At 66.3% G+C, this 14,260-nt stretch carries 15 protein-coding genes; 2 read left to right on the forward strand and 13 right to left on the reverse strand.

What is annotated here, in order from left to right:
* Positions 1-32 precede the first annotated feature (32 nt).
* The 12 genes from IAI53_RS03270 to IAI53_RS03325 all read right to left on the reverse strand — a co-directional run bounded on the left by IAI53_RS03270 (position 33) and on the right by IAI53_RS03325 (position 9,950).
* Positions 33-1,043, reverse strand: a complete 1,011-nt coding sequence (locus IAI53_RS03270) for a 4Fe-4S binding protein (protein ID WP_187716708.1) — start codon at positions 1,041-1,043, stop codon at positions 33-35.
* Positions 1,044-1,050: 7 nt separating this feature from the next.
* Positions 1,051-1,458, reverse strand: a complete 408-nt coding sequence (locus tag IAI53_RS03275; protein ID WP_187716709.1) for a magnetosome magnetite crystal formation protein family — start codon at positions 1,456-1,458, stop codon at positions 1,051-1,053.
* Between the two features lie 20 nt (positions 1,459-1,478).
* The gene (locus tag IAI53_RS03280) at positions 1,479-2,279 is read right to left on the reverse strand and encodes a CbbQ/NirQ/NorQ/GpvN family protein (protein WP_187716710.1); all 801 of its coding nucleotides are present in this window, start codon (positions 2,277-2,279) and stop codon (positions 1,479-1,481) included.
* Positions 2,279-2,557, reverse strand: a complete 279-nt coding sequence (locus IAI53_RS03285) for a cytochrome C oxidase subunit IV family protein (protein WP_187716711.1) — start codon at positions 2,555-2,557, stop codon at positions 2,279-2,281. The genes IAI53_RS03280 and IAI53_RS03285 overlap by 1 nt, the downstream gene beginning before the upstream one ends.
* Before the next feature lie 11 nt (positions 2,558-2,568).
* On the reverse strand, positions 2,569-3,171 hold the full coding sequence (locus tag IAI53_RS03290) for a cytochrome c oxidase subunit 3 family protein (protein ID WP_187716712.1): 603 nt from the start codon (positions 3,169-3,171) through the stop codon (positions 2,569-2,571).
* Positions 3,172-3,474: 303 nt separating this feature from the next.
* Positions 3,475-4,854 (reverse strand): cbb3-type cytochrome c oxidase subunit I, encoded by a 1,380-nt coding sequence (locus IAI53_RS03295; RefSeq protein ID WP_187716713.1) that lies wholly within the window; start codon positions 4,852-4,854, stop codon positions 3,475-3,477.
* Positions 4,855-4,894: 40 nt separating this feature from the next.
* Positions 4,895-5,320, reverse strand: coding sequence for a c-type cytochrome (locus IAI53_RS03300; RefSeq protein ID WP_187716714.1), 426 nt, complete (start codon positions 5,318-5,320; stop codon positions 4,895-4,897).
* 249 nt (positions 5,321-5,569) lie between these two features.
* Positions 5,570-6,877 (reverse strand): hydroxyacid-oxoacid transhydrogenase, encoded by a 1,308-nt coding sequence (locus IAI53_RS03305; RefSeq protein WP_187716715.1) that lies wholly within the window; start codon positions 6,875-6,877, stop codon positions 5,570-5,572.
* Positions 6,878-7,030: 153 nt separating this feature from the next.
* Positions 7,031-7,504 carry a hypothetical protein gene (locus IAI53_RS03310; RefSeq protein ID WP_187716716.1) on the reverse strand — a complete coding sequence of 158 codons (474 nt, stop codon included), beginning with the start codon at positions 7,502-7,504 and terminating at the stop codon, positions 7,031-7,033.
* Between the two features lie 136 nt (positions 7,505-7,640).
* Positions 7,641-8,090 (reverse strand): hypothetical protein, encoded by a 450-nt coding sequence (locus IAI53_RS03315; RefSeq protein WP_187716717.1) that lies wholly within the window; start codon positions 8,088-8,090, stop codon positions 7,641-7,643.
* A gap of 51 nt (positions 8,091-8,141) precedes the next feature.
* Positions 8,142-8,441 (reverse strand): hypothetical protein, encoded by a 300-nt coding sequence (locus IAI53_RS03320; protein WP_187716718.1) that lies wholly within the window; start codon positions 8,439-8,441, stop codon positions 8,142-8,144.
* Between the two features lie 165 nt (positions 8,442-8,606).
* Positions 8,607-9,950 carry a hemolysin family protein gene (locus IAI53_RS03325; RefSeq protein WP_187716719.1) on the reverse strand — a complete coding sequence of 448 codons (1,344 nt, stop codon included), beginning with the start codon at positions 9,948-9,950 and terminating at the stop codon, positions 8,607-8,609.
* Between the two features lie 638 nt (positions 9,951-10,588).
* On the opposite strand from IAI53_RS03325, the gene IAI53_RS03330 reads away from it, so the two are divergent.
* The gene (locus tag IAI53_RS03330) at positions 10,589-11,551 is read left to right on the forward strand and encodes a TerC family protein (RefSeq protein WP_187716720.1); all 963 of its coding nucleotides are present in this window, start codon (positions 10,589-10,591) and stop codon (positions 11,549-11,551) included.
* A gap of 81 nt (positions 11,552-11,632) precedes the next feature.
* Positions 11,633-12,442: an ion transporter gene (locus tag IAI53_RS03335; RefSeq protein ID WP_187716721.1), complete on the forward strand. Its 810-nt coding sequence runs from the start codon at positions 11,633-11,635 to the stop codon at positions 12,440-12,442.
* A 63-nt stretch (positions 12,443-12,505) separates the two neighbouring features.
* Here the strand turns inward: IAI53_RS03335 and IAI53_RS03340 are convergent, their stop codons facing one another.
* Positions 12,506-14,038, reverse strand: a complete 1,533-nt coding sequence (locus IAI53_RS03340) for a fumarate hydratase (protein ID WP_187716722.1) — start codon at positions 14,036-14,038, stop codon at positions 12,506-12,508.
* Positions 14,039-14,260: the final 222 nt, after the last annotated feature.

Below are 14,260 nucleotides of genomic sequence, written 5' to 3' on the forward strand. Positions count from 1 at the left end.
CGCTCCTGCGGGGGCGAGTCGGGCGCTCATTCTCACTGGCCCCGGCCGGCGCGGAAGCCGGCTTCGTTCTGGCGGGCGGCCTCCTTGCTCACCCAGGTGAGCAAGGGGCCCTGCGGGTTGTCGTGCTGGCTCTGCTCGCAGGCCTGCAGGCACTGACCGCACTGAGTACAGGTGAACATGTGGCGCTTGATGTTGCGCGGGTTCAGGCGCATCGGGCAGACCATGTCGCAGGCCGATTCGCGATCCGGCAGGCAGGTGGCGCACTGGCTGGCGCGCTGGCGCTGGAAGCCCACCACCATGGCGTCGCGGTTGCTCACCCAGGCCAGGCTCTGGAACAGGCCCACCGCACAGGCGAAGCGGCAGAACAGGTGCCGGGCGAAGAGGAACTCCATGCTCAACACGAAGGTGAACACGCCGATGAACAGGGCCTGGTTGCGGGTTAGCGTGCCGCCGAACAGGTTGCCGTACACCTCGCCCGGAGGCAGCAGATAGGTGAGGAAGACCACTGCCCAGGTAAAGGCGAACAGCACCGCCGCCGGCACCACCACCAGCCACCAGCGCGCGTCGCGGCGGCGCGGGGTGCCGTCCGGCTCCCAGGGCGGCAGGGTTTCCTTCTCCCACACGCTGGGCTTGCCCGAGGCGCGCAGCATCAGCTTGTTGATGGTCTCGACCACCGAGAAGTGCGGGCACAGCCAGCCGCAGTACAGCCGGCCCCAGCGGTAGGCCACCCAGATGAAGGCGGCGGCGCCGGCGAAGATCGGCAGGAACAGGCGCAGCAGCACGTTGGCGCCGGCTTCCAGCGCGCCGATGCGCCCGGCCATGAACTCGTCCAGCCCGAGCCGCCATTCCATGCCCAGCAGCCAGGCGTGGCCGGCGTCGAGGTCGTAGCGCAGCAGGTCGAAGATGGGGGCGATGATGAACAGCAGGAAGAAGCCCGCCTGGGTGGCGAGACGCTGCTGCTGCACGCGGTTGAGCCCCAGCCGCCCGGTGGGGGCGGCGGCCTGCACGATGGGGATCACCTTGCGCGGTTTGTCCGATGCCATGACGCGCTCAGTCCTTCAGGCGCGGCCCGAGTACGGGATAGCGGTAGGGGCGTTGCAGGATGGCGGCATTGAGGCCCATCACCCCGAAGATGATCAGCGCGGCGTGCAGGCAGACGAAATACAGTACGCCGATCACCCAGGACCAGGGGTTGTCGAAGCCGCCGAGCAGGAAGACCGCGACCGATAGCCCCACCAGGATGGCGCCGCCGTAGATGCTCACGGTGACGGTCTGCTGCAGGTGGTTGCGCACCAGCGGCGAGGGGTGATTGCGCTTGAACAGCCACAGCAGCATCAGCATGCCGAAGCCGATCACCGGCAGGATCATCAGGTTGATCAGGAACAGCGCCTCGGCGGCCACGGCCAACGGCGGGCCGGGCATGTTTTCCTTGAGCAGGTCGGGTTCGGTATGTGGCATCGGTTCGGGTCCGTGGGGCATCAGTGGCCGAAGGTGGCGGAGACCACTTCCATCAGCGCCTCGGCCACCTCGGGGTCGTCGGTCAGGCTTTCCACGATGGCCACGCGGCAGGCGGGCAGCGGGGCCATGCCGGCGCGCACCAGGGTGGCGGCGTACACCAGCAGGCGGGTGCTGGCGGCCTCTTCCAGGTCCTGGTCCTTGAGCGCGCGCAGTGCGCGGGCGATGCCCACCAGGCGGCGGGCAAGGTCCGCCTCGCAGCCGGTCTCGCCGCGCAGCACCGCCTCTTCGCGTGCGGCGTCGGGGAAATCGAAGCGCAGGCTGACGAAGCGCTGGCGGGTGGAGGGTTTCATGCCCTTGAGCAGGTTCTGGTAGCCCGGGTTGTAGGACACCACCAGCATGAACTCGGGCGGCGCGGCGAGCAGTTCGCCGGTGCGGTCGATCGGCAGCAGGCGACGGTCGTCGGCCAGCGGGTGCAGCACCACGGTGGTGTCCTTGCGCGCCTCGACCACTTCGTCCAGGTAGCAGATGCCGCCTTCGCGCACCGCGCGGGTCAGCGGGCCGTCGCACCACACGGTCTGGCCGTCGCCGATCAGGTGGCGGCCCACCAGGTCGGCGGCGGTGAGGTCGTCGTGGCAGGCCACGGTGTACAAGGGGCGCCCCAGGCGGGCGGCCATGTGGGCGACGAAGCGGGTCTTGCCGCAGCCGGTGGGGCCCTTGATGAGCAGCGGCAGGCGGTTCTTCCAGGCGTGCTCGAAGATTTCGATCTCGTCGCCGGCGGGTTCGTAGAAGGGGATGTCGATATTCGGCGTGGTGAGTTCCATCAGGGCATTCCTTTCCAGTAGGCAAGACCGATCAGCGCGCAGACCAGCGCCAGCCAGCCGAGGGTGATGAGTTTCCACAGCAGCGGCGCGCGGCCGATCGCCATGAAGTCGAGGATGACCGCCGTGCCCTTGAGCAGCGCGACGCCGAGCAGCAGGGCGGCAATCGCCGGGCCGCCGGCGCCGCCTTCGCCCACCGCCCAGGTGAACACGGTGGCGATGATCAGCAGTCCCCACAGCACGGTGCTGCGGCGGTCGGCGGAGCGGATGTCGTGGCTCATGGCGGACCCCTTCAGCGGATGACGTAGACCAGCGGGAAGAGCACCAGCCACACCAGGTCCACCATGTGCCAGTAGGCTGCGCCGCTTTCGATGCCGTTCATGTTGTGCGCGTCGTAGCGCCCCTTGCGCGAGTTCACCCACAGCGCGCCGAGGATCACCATGCCGAGGATGACGTGCATGAAGTGAAAGAAGGTCAGCGACAGGTAGAACATGTGGAAGGTGCTGCTCGACAGGCTGATGCCGGCCGAGAAGGCGGCGGCGTACTCGGCGAACTTGACGGCTACGAAGCCGCCGGCGCAGGCCAGCGCGGCGAGCAACCAGCGCGCGCCCACCGGCGAGCGACCGGCTTCGGCCGCATGCACCGCGCGCACTACGAAGTAGCTGGCGGTGAGCAGCAGTACGGTGTTGATCGCCCCGGCGTCGCGGTTGAGCGCCATCTGTTCGGCGGCGAACAGCTCCGGGTTGTTGGCGCGCGCAAAGGCGTAGGCGATGAAGAACACGCCGAAGGCGAGCAACTCCGCGAGGATGAAGATCCAGATCGCCAGGTCGCCGGCCAGGCGTGCTTGTTGACCGTGTGGCGCGGCGCTTGCGGGAAGGACGGCTGAGGAATTCATGGGCGCATTCTGGCCAAGCGCCCGGGCTTTTCACTTGATCGCGGTTAACTTCAGAAGCTACTGATTCTCAATGGGGTCGCCGGCCGGTGGTCCCGTAGGAGCGGCCTTGGCCGCGATTGCGGCGTACGCACAATCAACGGCCGCGATCGCGGCCAAGGCCGCTCCTACAGGCGTTTCGTGAACGAAAAAAAGGGCGGCTTGCGCCGCCCTTCAAATCCCCTTCCCCTAAGTAGTCCGATGAGGAGGAAGCGGAGAGACACACTCTGTTCGGGACGCCCGCAGCGGGCGCCCCGTTTGCCCGTGTCAGGCCTTGGCCGGCGCTTCCTCACCCTTGATGAAGAAGCTCGCCAGGTAGCACAGCAGGCCGATGAAGAACACCACGCCGCTCCATTCGCGCATCCAGTAGAACAGGGAGACCTGGTCCTGGACGGCCATGAAGGACATCGGGGTGTCCGATACGCGCTGCAGCCACACCTGCAGGATGCCGGCGGCGGTGAGGAACAGGGTGATGAACACCATGGCGATGGTCATCAGCCAGAAGCTCCACATTTCCAGCACCTGGGACTTGCGGCTGTTGCAGGCACGGCCGCGCAGGATGGGCATGGCGTAGCTGATGATGGTGATCACGACCATCACGTAGGCGCCGTAGAAGGCCATGTGGCCGTGCGCCGCGGTGATCTGTGAGCCGTGGGTGAAGTAGTTCACCGGAGCCAGGGTGTGCAGGAAGCCCCACACACCGGCGCCCAGGAAGGCCATCACACCGGTACCCAGCGCCCACAGCACGGCAGCCTGGTTGGGATGCTCGCGGCGGCGGCGGTTCACCATGTTGAAGGCGAACACGGTCATGGCGAAGAAGGGGATCGGCTCCAGAGCGGAGAAGATCGAACCCCACCACTGCCAGTATTCCGGCGTACCGATCCAGTAGTAGTGGTGGCCGGTGCCGATGATGCCGGTGACCAGGGCCAGGGCGATGATGACGTACAGCCACTTCTCGATCACCTCGCGGTCGACACCGGTGACCTTGATCAGCACGAAGGCGAGCAGTGCGGCCATGATCAGTTCCCACACGCCTTCCACCCAGAGGTGCACCACCCACCACCAGTAGAACTTGTCCAGCACCAGGTTGGTCGGGTTGTAGAAGGAGAACAGGAAGAAGATCGCCAGACCCCAAAGGCCGAGCAGCAGCACGACGTTGATCGCGGTCTTGCGGCCTTTCAGCACGGTCATGCTGATGTTGAACAGGAAGGCCAGCGCCACCACCACGATGCCGACCTTGGTGATCAGCGGCTGCTCGAGGAACTCGCGCCCCATCGTCGCCAGGATGTCGTTACCGGTGTATTGGGCGAGCGTGGCGTAGTCCACCGTCAGGTAGCCGACGATGGTCAGCGCGCCGGCCACCAGGAAGACCCAGAACAGCACGAGCGCCAGCTTGGGGCTGAACAGCTCGGTTTCCGATTCTTCGGGCACCAGGTAGTAGGCCGCGCCCATGAAGCCGAACAGCAGCCAGACGATCAGCAGGTTGGTGTGGACCATGCGGGCCACGTTGAACGGGATCTCCGGGAACAGGAAGTCCCCGACGACGTACTGCAGGCCCAGGATCAGGCCGAAGATGATCTGCCCCACGAACAGCCCTATTGCTGCAACGAAGTAGGGCAGGGCGACCGCTTGAGATTGGTATTTCATGACAGCATTCCCCTTGGAGTTTTCGGTTCGCGCATTTCCCTCAGCCCTCGATGTTGGGCGGCCAGTTCTGAGTGTTGATCTCGGAGCTGTACTTCAGGAACTCGACCAGGTTGTTCAGATCCTCCTCCGAGAGGTTGAAGTTGGGCATCTGACGGCGGCCCGGGGCGCCGGTCGGCTGCGACATCATCCAGGCCTTGATGAACTCGGGCCCGCGGCGCGTATAGACGTTGCCCAGCTCGGGCGCGTAGTAGGCGCCTTCACCCAGCAGGGTGTGGCAGCCCAGACAGTTGCGCGTCTCCCAGATGTGCTTGCCCGCAGCCACCGCCGGCGTGATGTTGTGCCGGTTGTCGGTCTTGGGCAGGTTCGACGTGGTGTCGAAGGTCAGCGCAAGGAAGAGCAGGAAGAAGAACACTGTCCCGCCGTAGAAGATGTTGCGGGCCATCGCCTTGGTGAAGGTGCCGCTCATGGTTTTCCCCTCATTGTTTCGTGCGTCCGTGTGAGTGTTTTGAACTGGTCAAGCAAACCCGAAGGTCCGGCGCACTGTATTTTTTGAGGGGGTGGGGCTCCATGATTTGAATCAAATCGCTATCCGCGCGTGCTGTGCTCGGCAAAGGCCGTGCACGCGCCAGTCACCGCCGGGCCTTGCGCTCGGCGGTGTGCGATGTCCGGAGACGGGAGGGGAGCGGCCCGGCTTCGCGGCCGGGCCGGACAGGGCCTACCAGTACTGCAGGGCGTTGCGGAAAAGCGTGGAGAGATGTCCTTCGTCCACCGCCTTCGGTGCGTTCTTCACCAGGCGCTGCTGTGCCCAGGCACCGGCGGTGAGGCTGGGAATGTCGCCTGCGTGGTAGCCCACGCCGCCCACCCCGTTGGGAATGTCGCAGGCCTGCATCAGCGCAATCAGGCGCTGTGCGACGATCTCGCCGGCGTCCGCAGCGGTCGCCCCGCGCGTCTCCGCACCCAGCCAGCCGGCGGCCTGCAGGTGGCGCTCGGGGCAGGCGTCGGCGGTGAAGCGGAACACCGCCGGGGCATTGACGATGACCGACATGCCGTGCGGCACCATCGGGTGTTCGGGCGGGTAGTCCGGGGCGCGGTAGTCGCGCACCCCGCCGGCCACCGCGTAGGCCATGCCGTGCGGCAGATGCACCCCGGCGTTGCCGAAGGCGATGCCGGCCAGCGTGGCGGCCCACATCATGCCGTTGCGCGCTTCATGGTCGGCGGCGTCGCGCACCGCGCGCTCCAGGTACTGGCCGGTGAGCTGCAAGGCCTTCTCGCAGCCGAAGTCGCTCCACGGGTTGGCGCCCTGGCTCATCGGCCGCAGGCTGGGGCGCTCGGCTTTGGCTCGGCAGGTGTGCGGCAGCGCGGTGTAGCTCTCCAGCGCGTGGGAGAGCACGTCGAAGCCCGAGGCCGCCACCACCGTGCGCGGCAGCGTCCACGTGGTGACGGGGTCGATCAGCGCAAGCGTGGGGCGCAGCAGGCGCGAGACGATGCCGGTCTTCACCCCGCGTGCCACCCAGTCGAAGATGGCGATGCCGGTGCATTCCGCGCCGGTGCCGCTGGTGGTGGGGCAGGCGATGTGCGGCTTGAGCGGCCCCGGCACTGCGCGCGCCTCGCCCAGCGGGGCATTCACGTAGGCGGCCAGATCGGCCGGGTAGGTGGCGTAGAGGTTGGCCGCCTTGGCGGTGTCGATCACCGAGCCGCCGCCCACCGAGATGAAACCGTCGAAATCGCCTTCGCGGGCGAAGCGCGCGGCGGCGAGGAAGGAGGCGTCGGTCGGCTCGACCTCGACCGCGTCATAGACCACGCAATCCACGCCCGCGTCGGCGAGCGCGCGGCGGACGATGGCGACATGCTCGCTGTCCGCCAGGCGCGCATCGGTGAACAGCGCGACGCGCTGCAGGCCCAGCCTGAGCGCGTGATCGCCGGCTTCGGCCAGGCAGCCGGGACCGAAGGTGATGGCCGACACGTCGACCGTGAATGCGGCATCGCCGCCGGGGGCGAGGGCGTAGTGGTGGCAGCAGGACATGGCGTCTCCTCCATGGTGGTCTGGCCGCGCGGCAGCGCCCCTGTGCGGGTTGTCGCGGCCGGCGGCGGGCCGGGTGCGAACGCCGATGATACGCGCGGAGCGCTTATCCGCGGGTGCTGGAGGAGAGGTGGCCGGGTCCGCTGCGGCGCGGCTTCAGTCCGCGCAGGTCGCGGTGCAGCCCCCGGCGGCGGTGCAGTCGGCCTGTTCCACCTTGCATTGCACCTTGGTGCGATGGGTCAGCCGGCTGCCGTCGCTGTACTCGCACTCGACCATGGTCAGCTTGCCCTTGCGGTGCACCGCCATGCTGACCGGCGTGGCGCTGCGCAGCGTGGCGGCGGGCTGGTTGCAGGTGAGGTAGCCGGAGAAGGCGCCGTCGGCCGATTCCCACAGCGCGTTGTTCTTGCGCTTGAGGTAGGCCTCGAAGGAGGTGCACACCTCGCCGTCGTTGTCGTAGAGCCGCGCGTTGTCGCTGCAGTAGCCGTTGTAGGTGTACTTGAGCTCGGCGTCCGAAGGACAGGTGGCGACCTGCACCGCCGCGGACAGGTCGGGGCAGGAGAGGGGTGCGGCCAGCACGGGGGTGGCCAGGGGGGCTGACAGCAGGAGCAAAAGGGTCAGTGTCTTGCGCATGGCGACCTCAGCAGATGATGAAACGGGTGCCCCGGGTGCCGGCGGCATGGGGCGATGCTGGACTTTGCCTTGCTCCGCGGGCGGCGTAATTGATGAGCATCATGGTGGCGCGCGCAAGCGGGCGCCGTGTTGCGGCTCAGTCGCCGGTTTCGTCGCCGTACTCGTCTTCCTCCTCGCCGGGCAGGTCGCTGCCCTGGGCGTAGAGCACCGGCAGGCCGGCGGCGCGGGCCTGGCGGGCGAAATCGCGCAGGGTGGCGAGCGCCTCGGCCAGCCCGCGTTCCGTACCTGCGGCGGCCTGCCAGCGGAACGCCGCATCGCCGAGCGCATCCTCGCCCAGCCCGGCCAGCGCAGCGACCAGCTTGGGGTCCATCTCGGTGACGATCTCGTCCGCGCTGTCGCCGTCGAGCACCAGGCGCGGCGTGTAGCCGCCGGCGAGCAGCATGCCGAGGTGGGCGAGCTCGAAGTCCGACAGGCCTTCGATCCGCACGCGGGCGATGCCGTCGTCCCCGTCGGTGTCGCTGCCGTCGTCGAAGAAGGCGCGCTCGGCGTCGCGGCGCGCGGCAATGGCGATATCCAGCCAGAACATGTATGTCTCGTCAGTCGGTGAAGTGTTGGAGCGGATGGGCATCCGCGGCGATCAGATCAGCAGGGTGCAACCCAGCCAGGTGATCGCGGCGCTGCGATGCAGGAAGCGGCTTCCGGTGTGGCGATGCACGCTGATCACCAGGAAGAGATTGTAGGGAATCAACAACAGATGAAGGAGCAGCCAGGCGCCTTCGCCCGCATCCCTGGCGAGCAGGATGAGGGCCAGCACGCCGAAAAAGCTGTTGAGCAGGCTGCCGACGATGGCCATGTCCCACCAGAACAACTTGCGCGCGGACGTGTGGCCGTTCCAGCGTGTGCCGAAGAACTGCCGCAACGGCAGCCTTGCCGGCATCACGGCCGATCACCGCTTGGAGCCGGCTTGTCCTGGGCTGGGGCGATGCGCTGCTTCGCCCCGACGCCGGCCATGTCGGATTCCTCGATCCACGCCCGCCACACCGCCCTCAGCACCGCCGGCGCCACCGGCCGGGCATGGGCGCACTCCCGCACAGGCATGGGGTCAGCGCGCATGCGTTGCGGGTGCTGCCGGTGTTTCGTCATCCGGGCTGGCCTCCGGAGCGGGCTCCGGTAACTGGGTGGCCAGCACCTTGTCGATGCGCTTGCCGTCCAGGTCGACCACCTCGAAGCGCCAGTTTTCCCAGGTGGCGATGTCGCCGGTGGCGGGCAGGCGGCCGAGCAGCCACATCACCATGCCCGACAGGGTGTGGTAGCGGCCTTTGTCCTCCTCCGGCACGGCCTTGATGCCCAGCCGGTCCTTCAGTTCGACGATCGGAATCAGGCCGTCGAGCAGCCAGGAGCCGTCTTCGCGCTGCACGGCCCAGGCCTCCTCGGTATCGTGCGAGAGGAACTCCCCGGTCACCGATTCGATGACGTCATGCAGCGTCACCATGCCCTGCACCTCGCCGTATTCATCAATCACGAAGACGATGTAAGTGCCGGAGGCGCGGAACTGATCGAGCAGTTCCATGCCGGTGAGCGACTCCGGCACATAGACCGGCGCCTGCAGTTCGTGGGTGAGGTCGACCGGGTCGCCGCGCAGCATCTGGGCGAAGATCTGTTTGGCGCTGACGATGCCGAGGATGTCGTCCAGCCCCTCCTTGCAGACCGGAAAGCTCGAGTGGGCGGTGTTGGCCACCAGGGCCAGGTTCTCTTGCAGCGGACGGGTGATGTCGAGCGAGACGATGTCGGCACGCGGCACCATCAGCGAACCGATCTGGCGGTCATCGAGACGGAAGACGTTGCGCACCATCTCGTGTTCGCTCTTTTCGATCACACCGGCTTCCGAGCCCTCGTTGAGCAGGGCATGGATCTCTTCCTCGGTGACGCTGGGGCCGGCGGTCTCGCGCTGCCCCATCAGACGCAGCAGCAGGGCGGTCGAGGCGGCCAGCAGATGAACGAAGGGGCGCGACGAGACCGCCAGCACGTTCATCGGCCGGGCGACGAGGCGGGCGATGCCCTCCGGGTTGAGCTGGCCGATACGCTTGGGCACCAGTTCGCCGACCACGATGGAGACATAGGTGATGACCACCACGACCAGCACCGTCGAGCCGATCTCGCTGACGCGCTGCTCCATGCCTAGGGCCTGCAGCCAGTCGGCCAGCGGACCGGCCAGGGCCGCTTCACCGACGATGCCGTTGAGGATGCCGATCGAGGTGATGCCGATCTGGATGGTGGACAGGAAGCGGGTCGGGTCTTCGCCGAGCTTGATGGCCACCGCCGCGGCGCCGTCGCCATCTTCCGCGAGCCGGACAAGCCGGGCACGCCGGGCGGTCACCAAGGCGATTTCGGACATTGCGAAGACACCGTTGAGCACGATGAGGGCGATCAGTAGGGCTATTTCCATGATGTGGGGTCAGCAGAAGCGAGAATGCGGTCGAGCGGAGACCTGTCCGTAAGCATAGGGGACAAGAAAAGGCGGTGGAGTGCGTGCCTGATGCCGCAACAGCGGTGTCAGGCTGGTCTGGCGGTCGGGCGCACGACGCGCCTGTCGTTCGACGCGACTGGATGGGCAGGCTGCAAACGCTGCGCGGTGTCGAGGGCGGTGAGCTGGAAGGTCTTCCGGACGGAGGCGGTGATCATCGTCCGGGGACGCGGGCGGGGTGCCCGCAAGGCAGGAAAGACAACTCATAGGGCGGAGTGCATGACACCCCGCGCGACCCTTGGTTTATTGAAACGAAAGCGATCATGCCCGATCCGGATCCGGGTGTCGACGGCCGGCCAGGGCGGGCGTGTTTGCCGCGCTTGACTTCGCCGCGGCGTGGCATACACTCGCGCTCCATCAAGGGGAGTAGCTTTTCACGCTGCAGCATCGTCATCACGGTCGGTCCGTCGCCAGACAACCGCCCGGTGCTGCAGGCAACGATCGGTTGATTCGTTGCAAGCGAGACCTTGCCCAAGGGCAAGGTCCGTGCGCGCAAAACCAGTGCAAGGGGCCGTGTCCTTAGGGAACCGGCCCTTTTTTGTTTTTGTGCGGAGCGCGTCTTGGAATCGATCGGTACGTGGTGGATGTGGGCGGTCTTTGCCGCCATCGTGGTGACGATGTTGCTGGTGGATCTGTTCGCCTTCGGCGGCGGCAAGCAGCACCGGGTGTCCTTGAAGGAGGCGGCGGGCTGGTCGCTGGCCTGGGTGACGGTGGCAATGCTGTTCGCCGCCGGGCTGTGGTGGTACCTGGACGGCAGCGCCGGGCGCGCGTTCGCCAACGAGAAGACCCTGGCCTTCGTCACCGGCTACCTGGTCGAGAAGTCGCTGGCGGTCGACAACGTCTTCGTGTGGATGATGATCTTCAGCTTCTTCGCGGTGCCGCTGGAGCTGCAGCGCCGCGTGCTGCTGTACGGCATCGTCGGCGCCATCGTGCTGCGCACCATCATGATCTTCGCCGGCAGCTGGCTGATCAGCGAATTCCACTGGATTCTCTACATCTTTGGTGCCTTCCTGGTGGTCACCGGCATCAAGATGGCGTGGTTCTCCGAGCACGACCCGGACCTGGAGAAGAACCCGCTCATCCGCTGGATACGCCAGCACTACCCGATCACCGAGAAGCTGGAGGGCGAGCGCTTCTTCGTCATGCGCGACGGCGTGCGCATGATGACGCCGCTCTTCCTCGCCCTGGTGCTGGTCGAGATCTCGGACGTGATCTTCGCGGTCGACAGCATTCCGGCGATCTTCGCGATCACCACCGACCCCTTCATCGTGCTGACTTCGAACCTGTTCGCCATTCTCGGCCTGCGGGCGATGTATTTCCTGCTCGCGGACATGGGCGACCGCTTCGAGCTGCTCAAGTACGGTCTGGCTGCGATCCTGGTGTTCATCGGCACCAAGATGCTGATCGTCGACTGGATCAAGATCCCGGTGCTGGTGTCGCTGTCGGTGGTCGCCACCCTCCTTGCCTGCTCGGTGTTCGCCAGCCTGTGGTACTCCGCGCGCAGGGCGAAATTGCAGGCCTGATCACGGCCATTGCATGGCGCGGATAAAACGAGGCCCGGCGCTGCCGGGCTTCATTCCTTCAATCATCAACGGGTTGCCAACATGCTTGCGAGCTTGAAACGGATCGTCGAATCCGCCCGCTTCCAGCACTTCATCGTTGCCGTCATCGTCATCAATGCCATTACCCTGGGCCTGGAAACCTCGCCCACGATGATGGCGCAGGCGGGCGGGCTGTTGCTCGCGCTGGATCGTGCGGCGCTCATCGTGTTCGTGGTGGAGATCGCCATGAAACTGATCGTCTATCGCTTCGGCTTCTTCCGCAGCGGCTGGAACGTGTTCGACTTCACTATCGTGGCGATCACCCTTGCGCCGGTCGGCGAGGGTTTTGCGGTGCTGCGCTCGCTGCGCATCCTGCGTGCCCTGCGTCTGGTATCGGTCATCCCGTCGATGCGCAAGGTGGTGAGCGCGCTGTTGCGCGCGATCCCCGGCATGGGCTCGGTCGTCACCTTGTTGCTGCTGGTGTTCTATGTCGCTGCGGTGATGACCACCAAGCTGTTCGGGAGCGACTTTCCGGAATGGTTCGGCAGCATCGGGGCGTCCTTCTACACCTTGTTCCAGGTGATGACCCTGGAGTCATGGTCCATGGGCATTGCGCGCCCGGTGATGGAAGCTCATCCCTTTGCCTGGGTGTTCTTCGTCGCCTTCATCCTGCTGACGACGTTCGCGGTGCTGAATCTCTTCATCGCCATCGTGGTGGACGCGATGAGCGAGGTGGAGCACGAAGAGCAAGCGAAGACACGCGACCTGGTCGATGTCGATCACAACGAAGTGCTCACCGAACTCAGGGCGCTGCGTGCCGAACTGGCGGCGCTGAGGCAGGAGCAGGCGGCCGCCCGGCACGCAACATCATGAGCCGGCAGTACCATGAAAAACGCCCGGCTGTTGCCGGGCGTCGGGTGCCATGGGGGTGAGGTTTCAGGCCACCGCGACCGGGATCTTGCCGATCTTGGCCTGCCATTCCTTCGGGCCGGTGTTGTGCACGCTGGTGCCGTTGGAGTCGACCGCCACGGTCACCGGCATGTCCTGGACGGTGAATTCGTAGATCGCTTCCATGCCCAGGTCCTCGAAGCCGACCACCTTGGCCTCCTTGATCGCCTTGGACACCAGGTAGGCCGAGCCGCCCACCGCCATCAGGTAGGCGGACTTGTTGTCGCGAATGGCGTCGATCGCCACCGGGCCGCGCTCGGACTTGCCGATCATGGAGATCAGCCCGGTCTGCTCGAGCATCATGCGGGTGAACTTGTCCATGCGGGTGGCGGTGGTCGGGCCGGCGGGGCCGACGACTTCGTCGCGCACCGGGTCGACCGGGCCGACGTAGTAAATCACGCGGTTGGTGAAGTCGACCGGCAGCTTCTCGCCCTTGGCCAGCATGTCCTGGATGCGCTTGTGCGCGGCGTCGCGGCCGGTGAGCATCTTGCCGTTGAGCAGCAGGATCTGGCCAGGCTTCCAGGAGGCGACTTCTTCGCGGGTCAAGGTGTCGAGGTTCACCCGGGTGGCGACATTGGTGTCGGCCTTCCAGGTGACGTCCGGCCAGTCTTCCAGCTTCGGGGTTTCCAGCTTGGCGGGGCCCGAGCCGTCGAGGTGGAAGTGCACGTGGCGGGTCGCCGCACAGTTCGGGATCATCGCCACCGGCAGGCTGGCCGCGTGGGTGGGGTAGTCCATGATCTTGACGTCGAGCACGGTGGTCAGGCCGCCCAGGCCCTGGGCGCCGATGCCCAGGGCGTTGACCTTCTCCATCAGCTCCAGGCGCAGTTCCTCGACGCGGGTGAGGGCGGCGCCGCTGGCGGCCTTGGCCTTCAGTTCATGGATGTCCACCGGCGCCATCAGCGACTCCTTGGCGAGCAGCATGGCCTTCTCCGGCGTGCCGCCGATGCCGATGCCGAGGATGCCCGGCGGACACCAGCCGGCGCCCATGGTCGGCACGGTCTTGATGACCCAGTCGACGATGGAGTCGGACGGGTTGAGCATGACCATCTTGGACTTGTTCTCCGAGCCGCCGCCCTTGGCCGCACAGATCACTTCCACATGGTGGCCGGGGACGATCTCGTAGTGGACCACCGCCGGGGTGTTGTCCCTGGAGTTCTTGCGGGCGCCGGCCGGGTCCAGCAGCACCGAGGCGCGCAGCTTGTTGTCCGGGTTGTTGTAGGCGCGGCGCACGCCTTCGTTGACCATGTCCTGGACGCTCATCTTGGCGTCCCATTTCACTTCCATGCCGACCTTGAGGAACACCACGGCGATGCCGGTGTCCTGGCAGATGGGGCGGTGGCCTTCGGCGCACATGCGCGAGTTGGTCAGGATCTGCGCGATCGCGTCCTTGGCGGCCGGGCTTTCCTCGCGTTCATAAGCTTCGCCCAGCGCCTTGATGTAGTCCAGCGGGTGGTAGTAGCTGATGTACTGGAAGGCATCCGCGACGGACTGGATCAGGTCTTCTTCGCGAATCACGGTCATGGCGAGGTTCTCCGTAGTGAAGGGCGGGGCCGGCCCCGGACGGGGCGCATCGAAACCCGCAATTCTAGCACCGCGCGGCGCCCGCGCCGGGGAGCGGAGCCGGCGACGGCTCTGTAAGTCGTGTGTAAGATAGATATTCTTCAATAGCGCCCAGTTCGCGGTAGCAGGCGAAGAGAATCCCAAGGCTGGAGCCAACCAGCCAGCCCGCAGATCAAGGGCCAG

Source organism: Thauera sedimentorum, assembly GCF_014489115.1.
Classification (GTDB): Bacteria; Pseudomonadota; Gammaproteobacteria; order Burkholderiales; family Rhodocyclaceae; genus Pseudothauera; species Pseudothauera sedimentorum.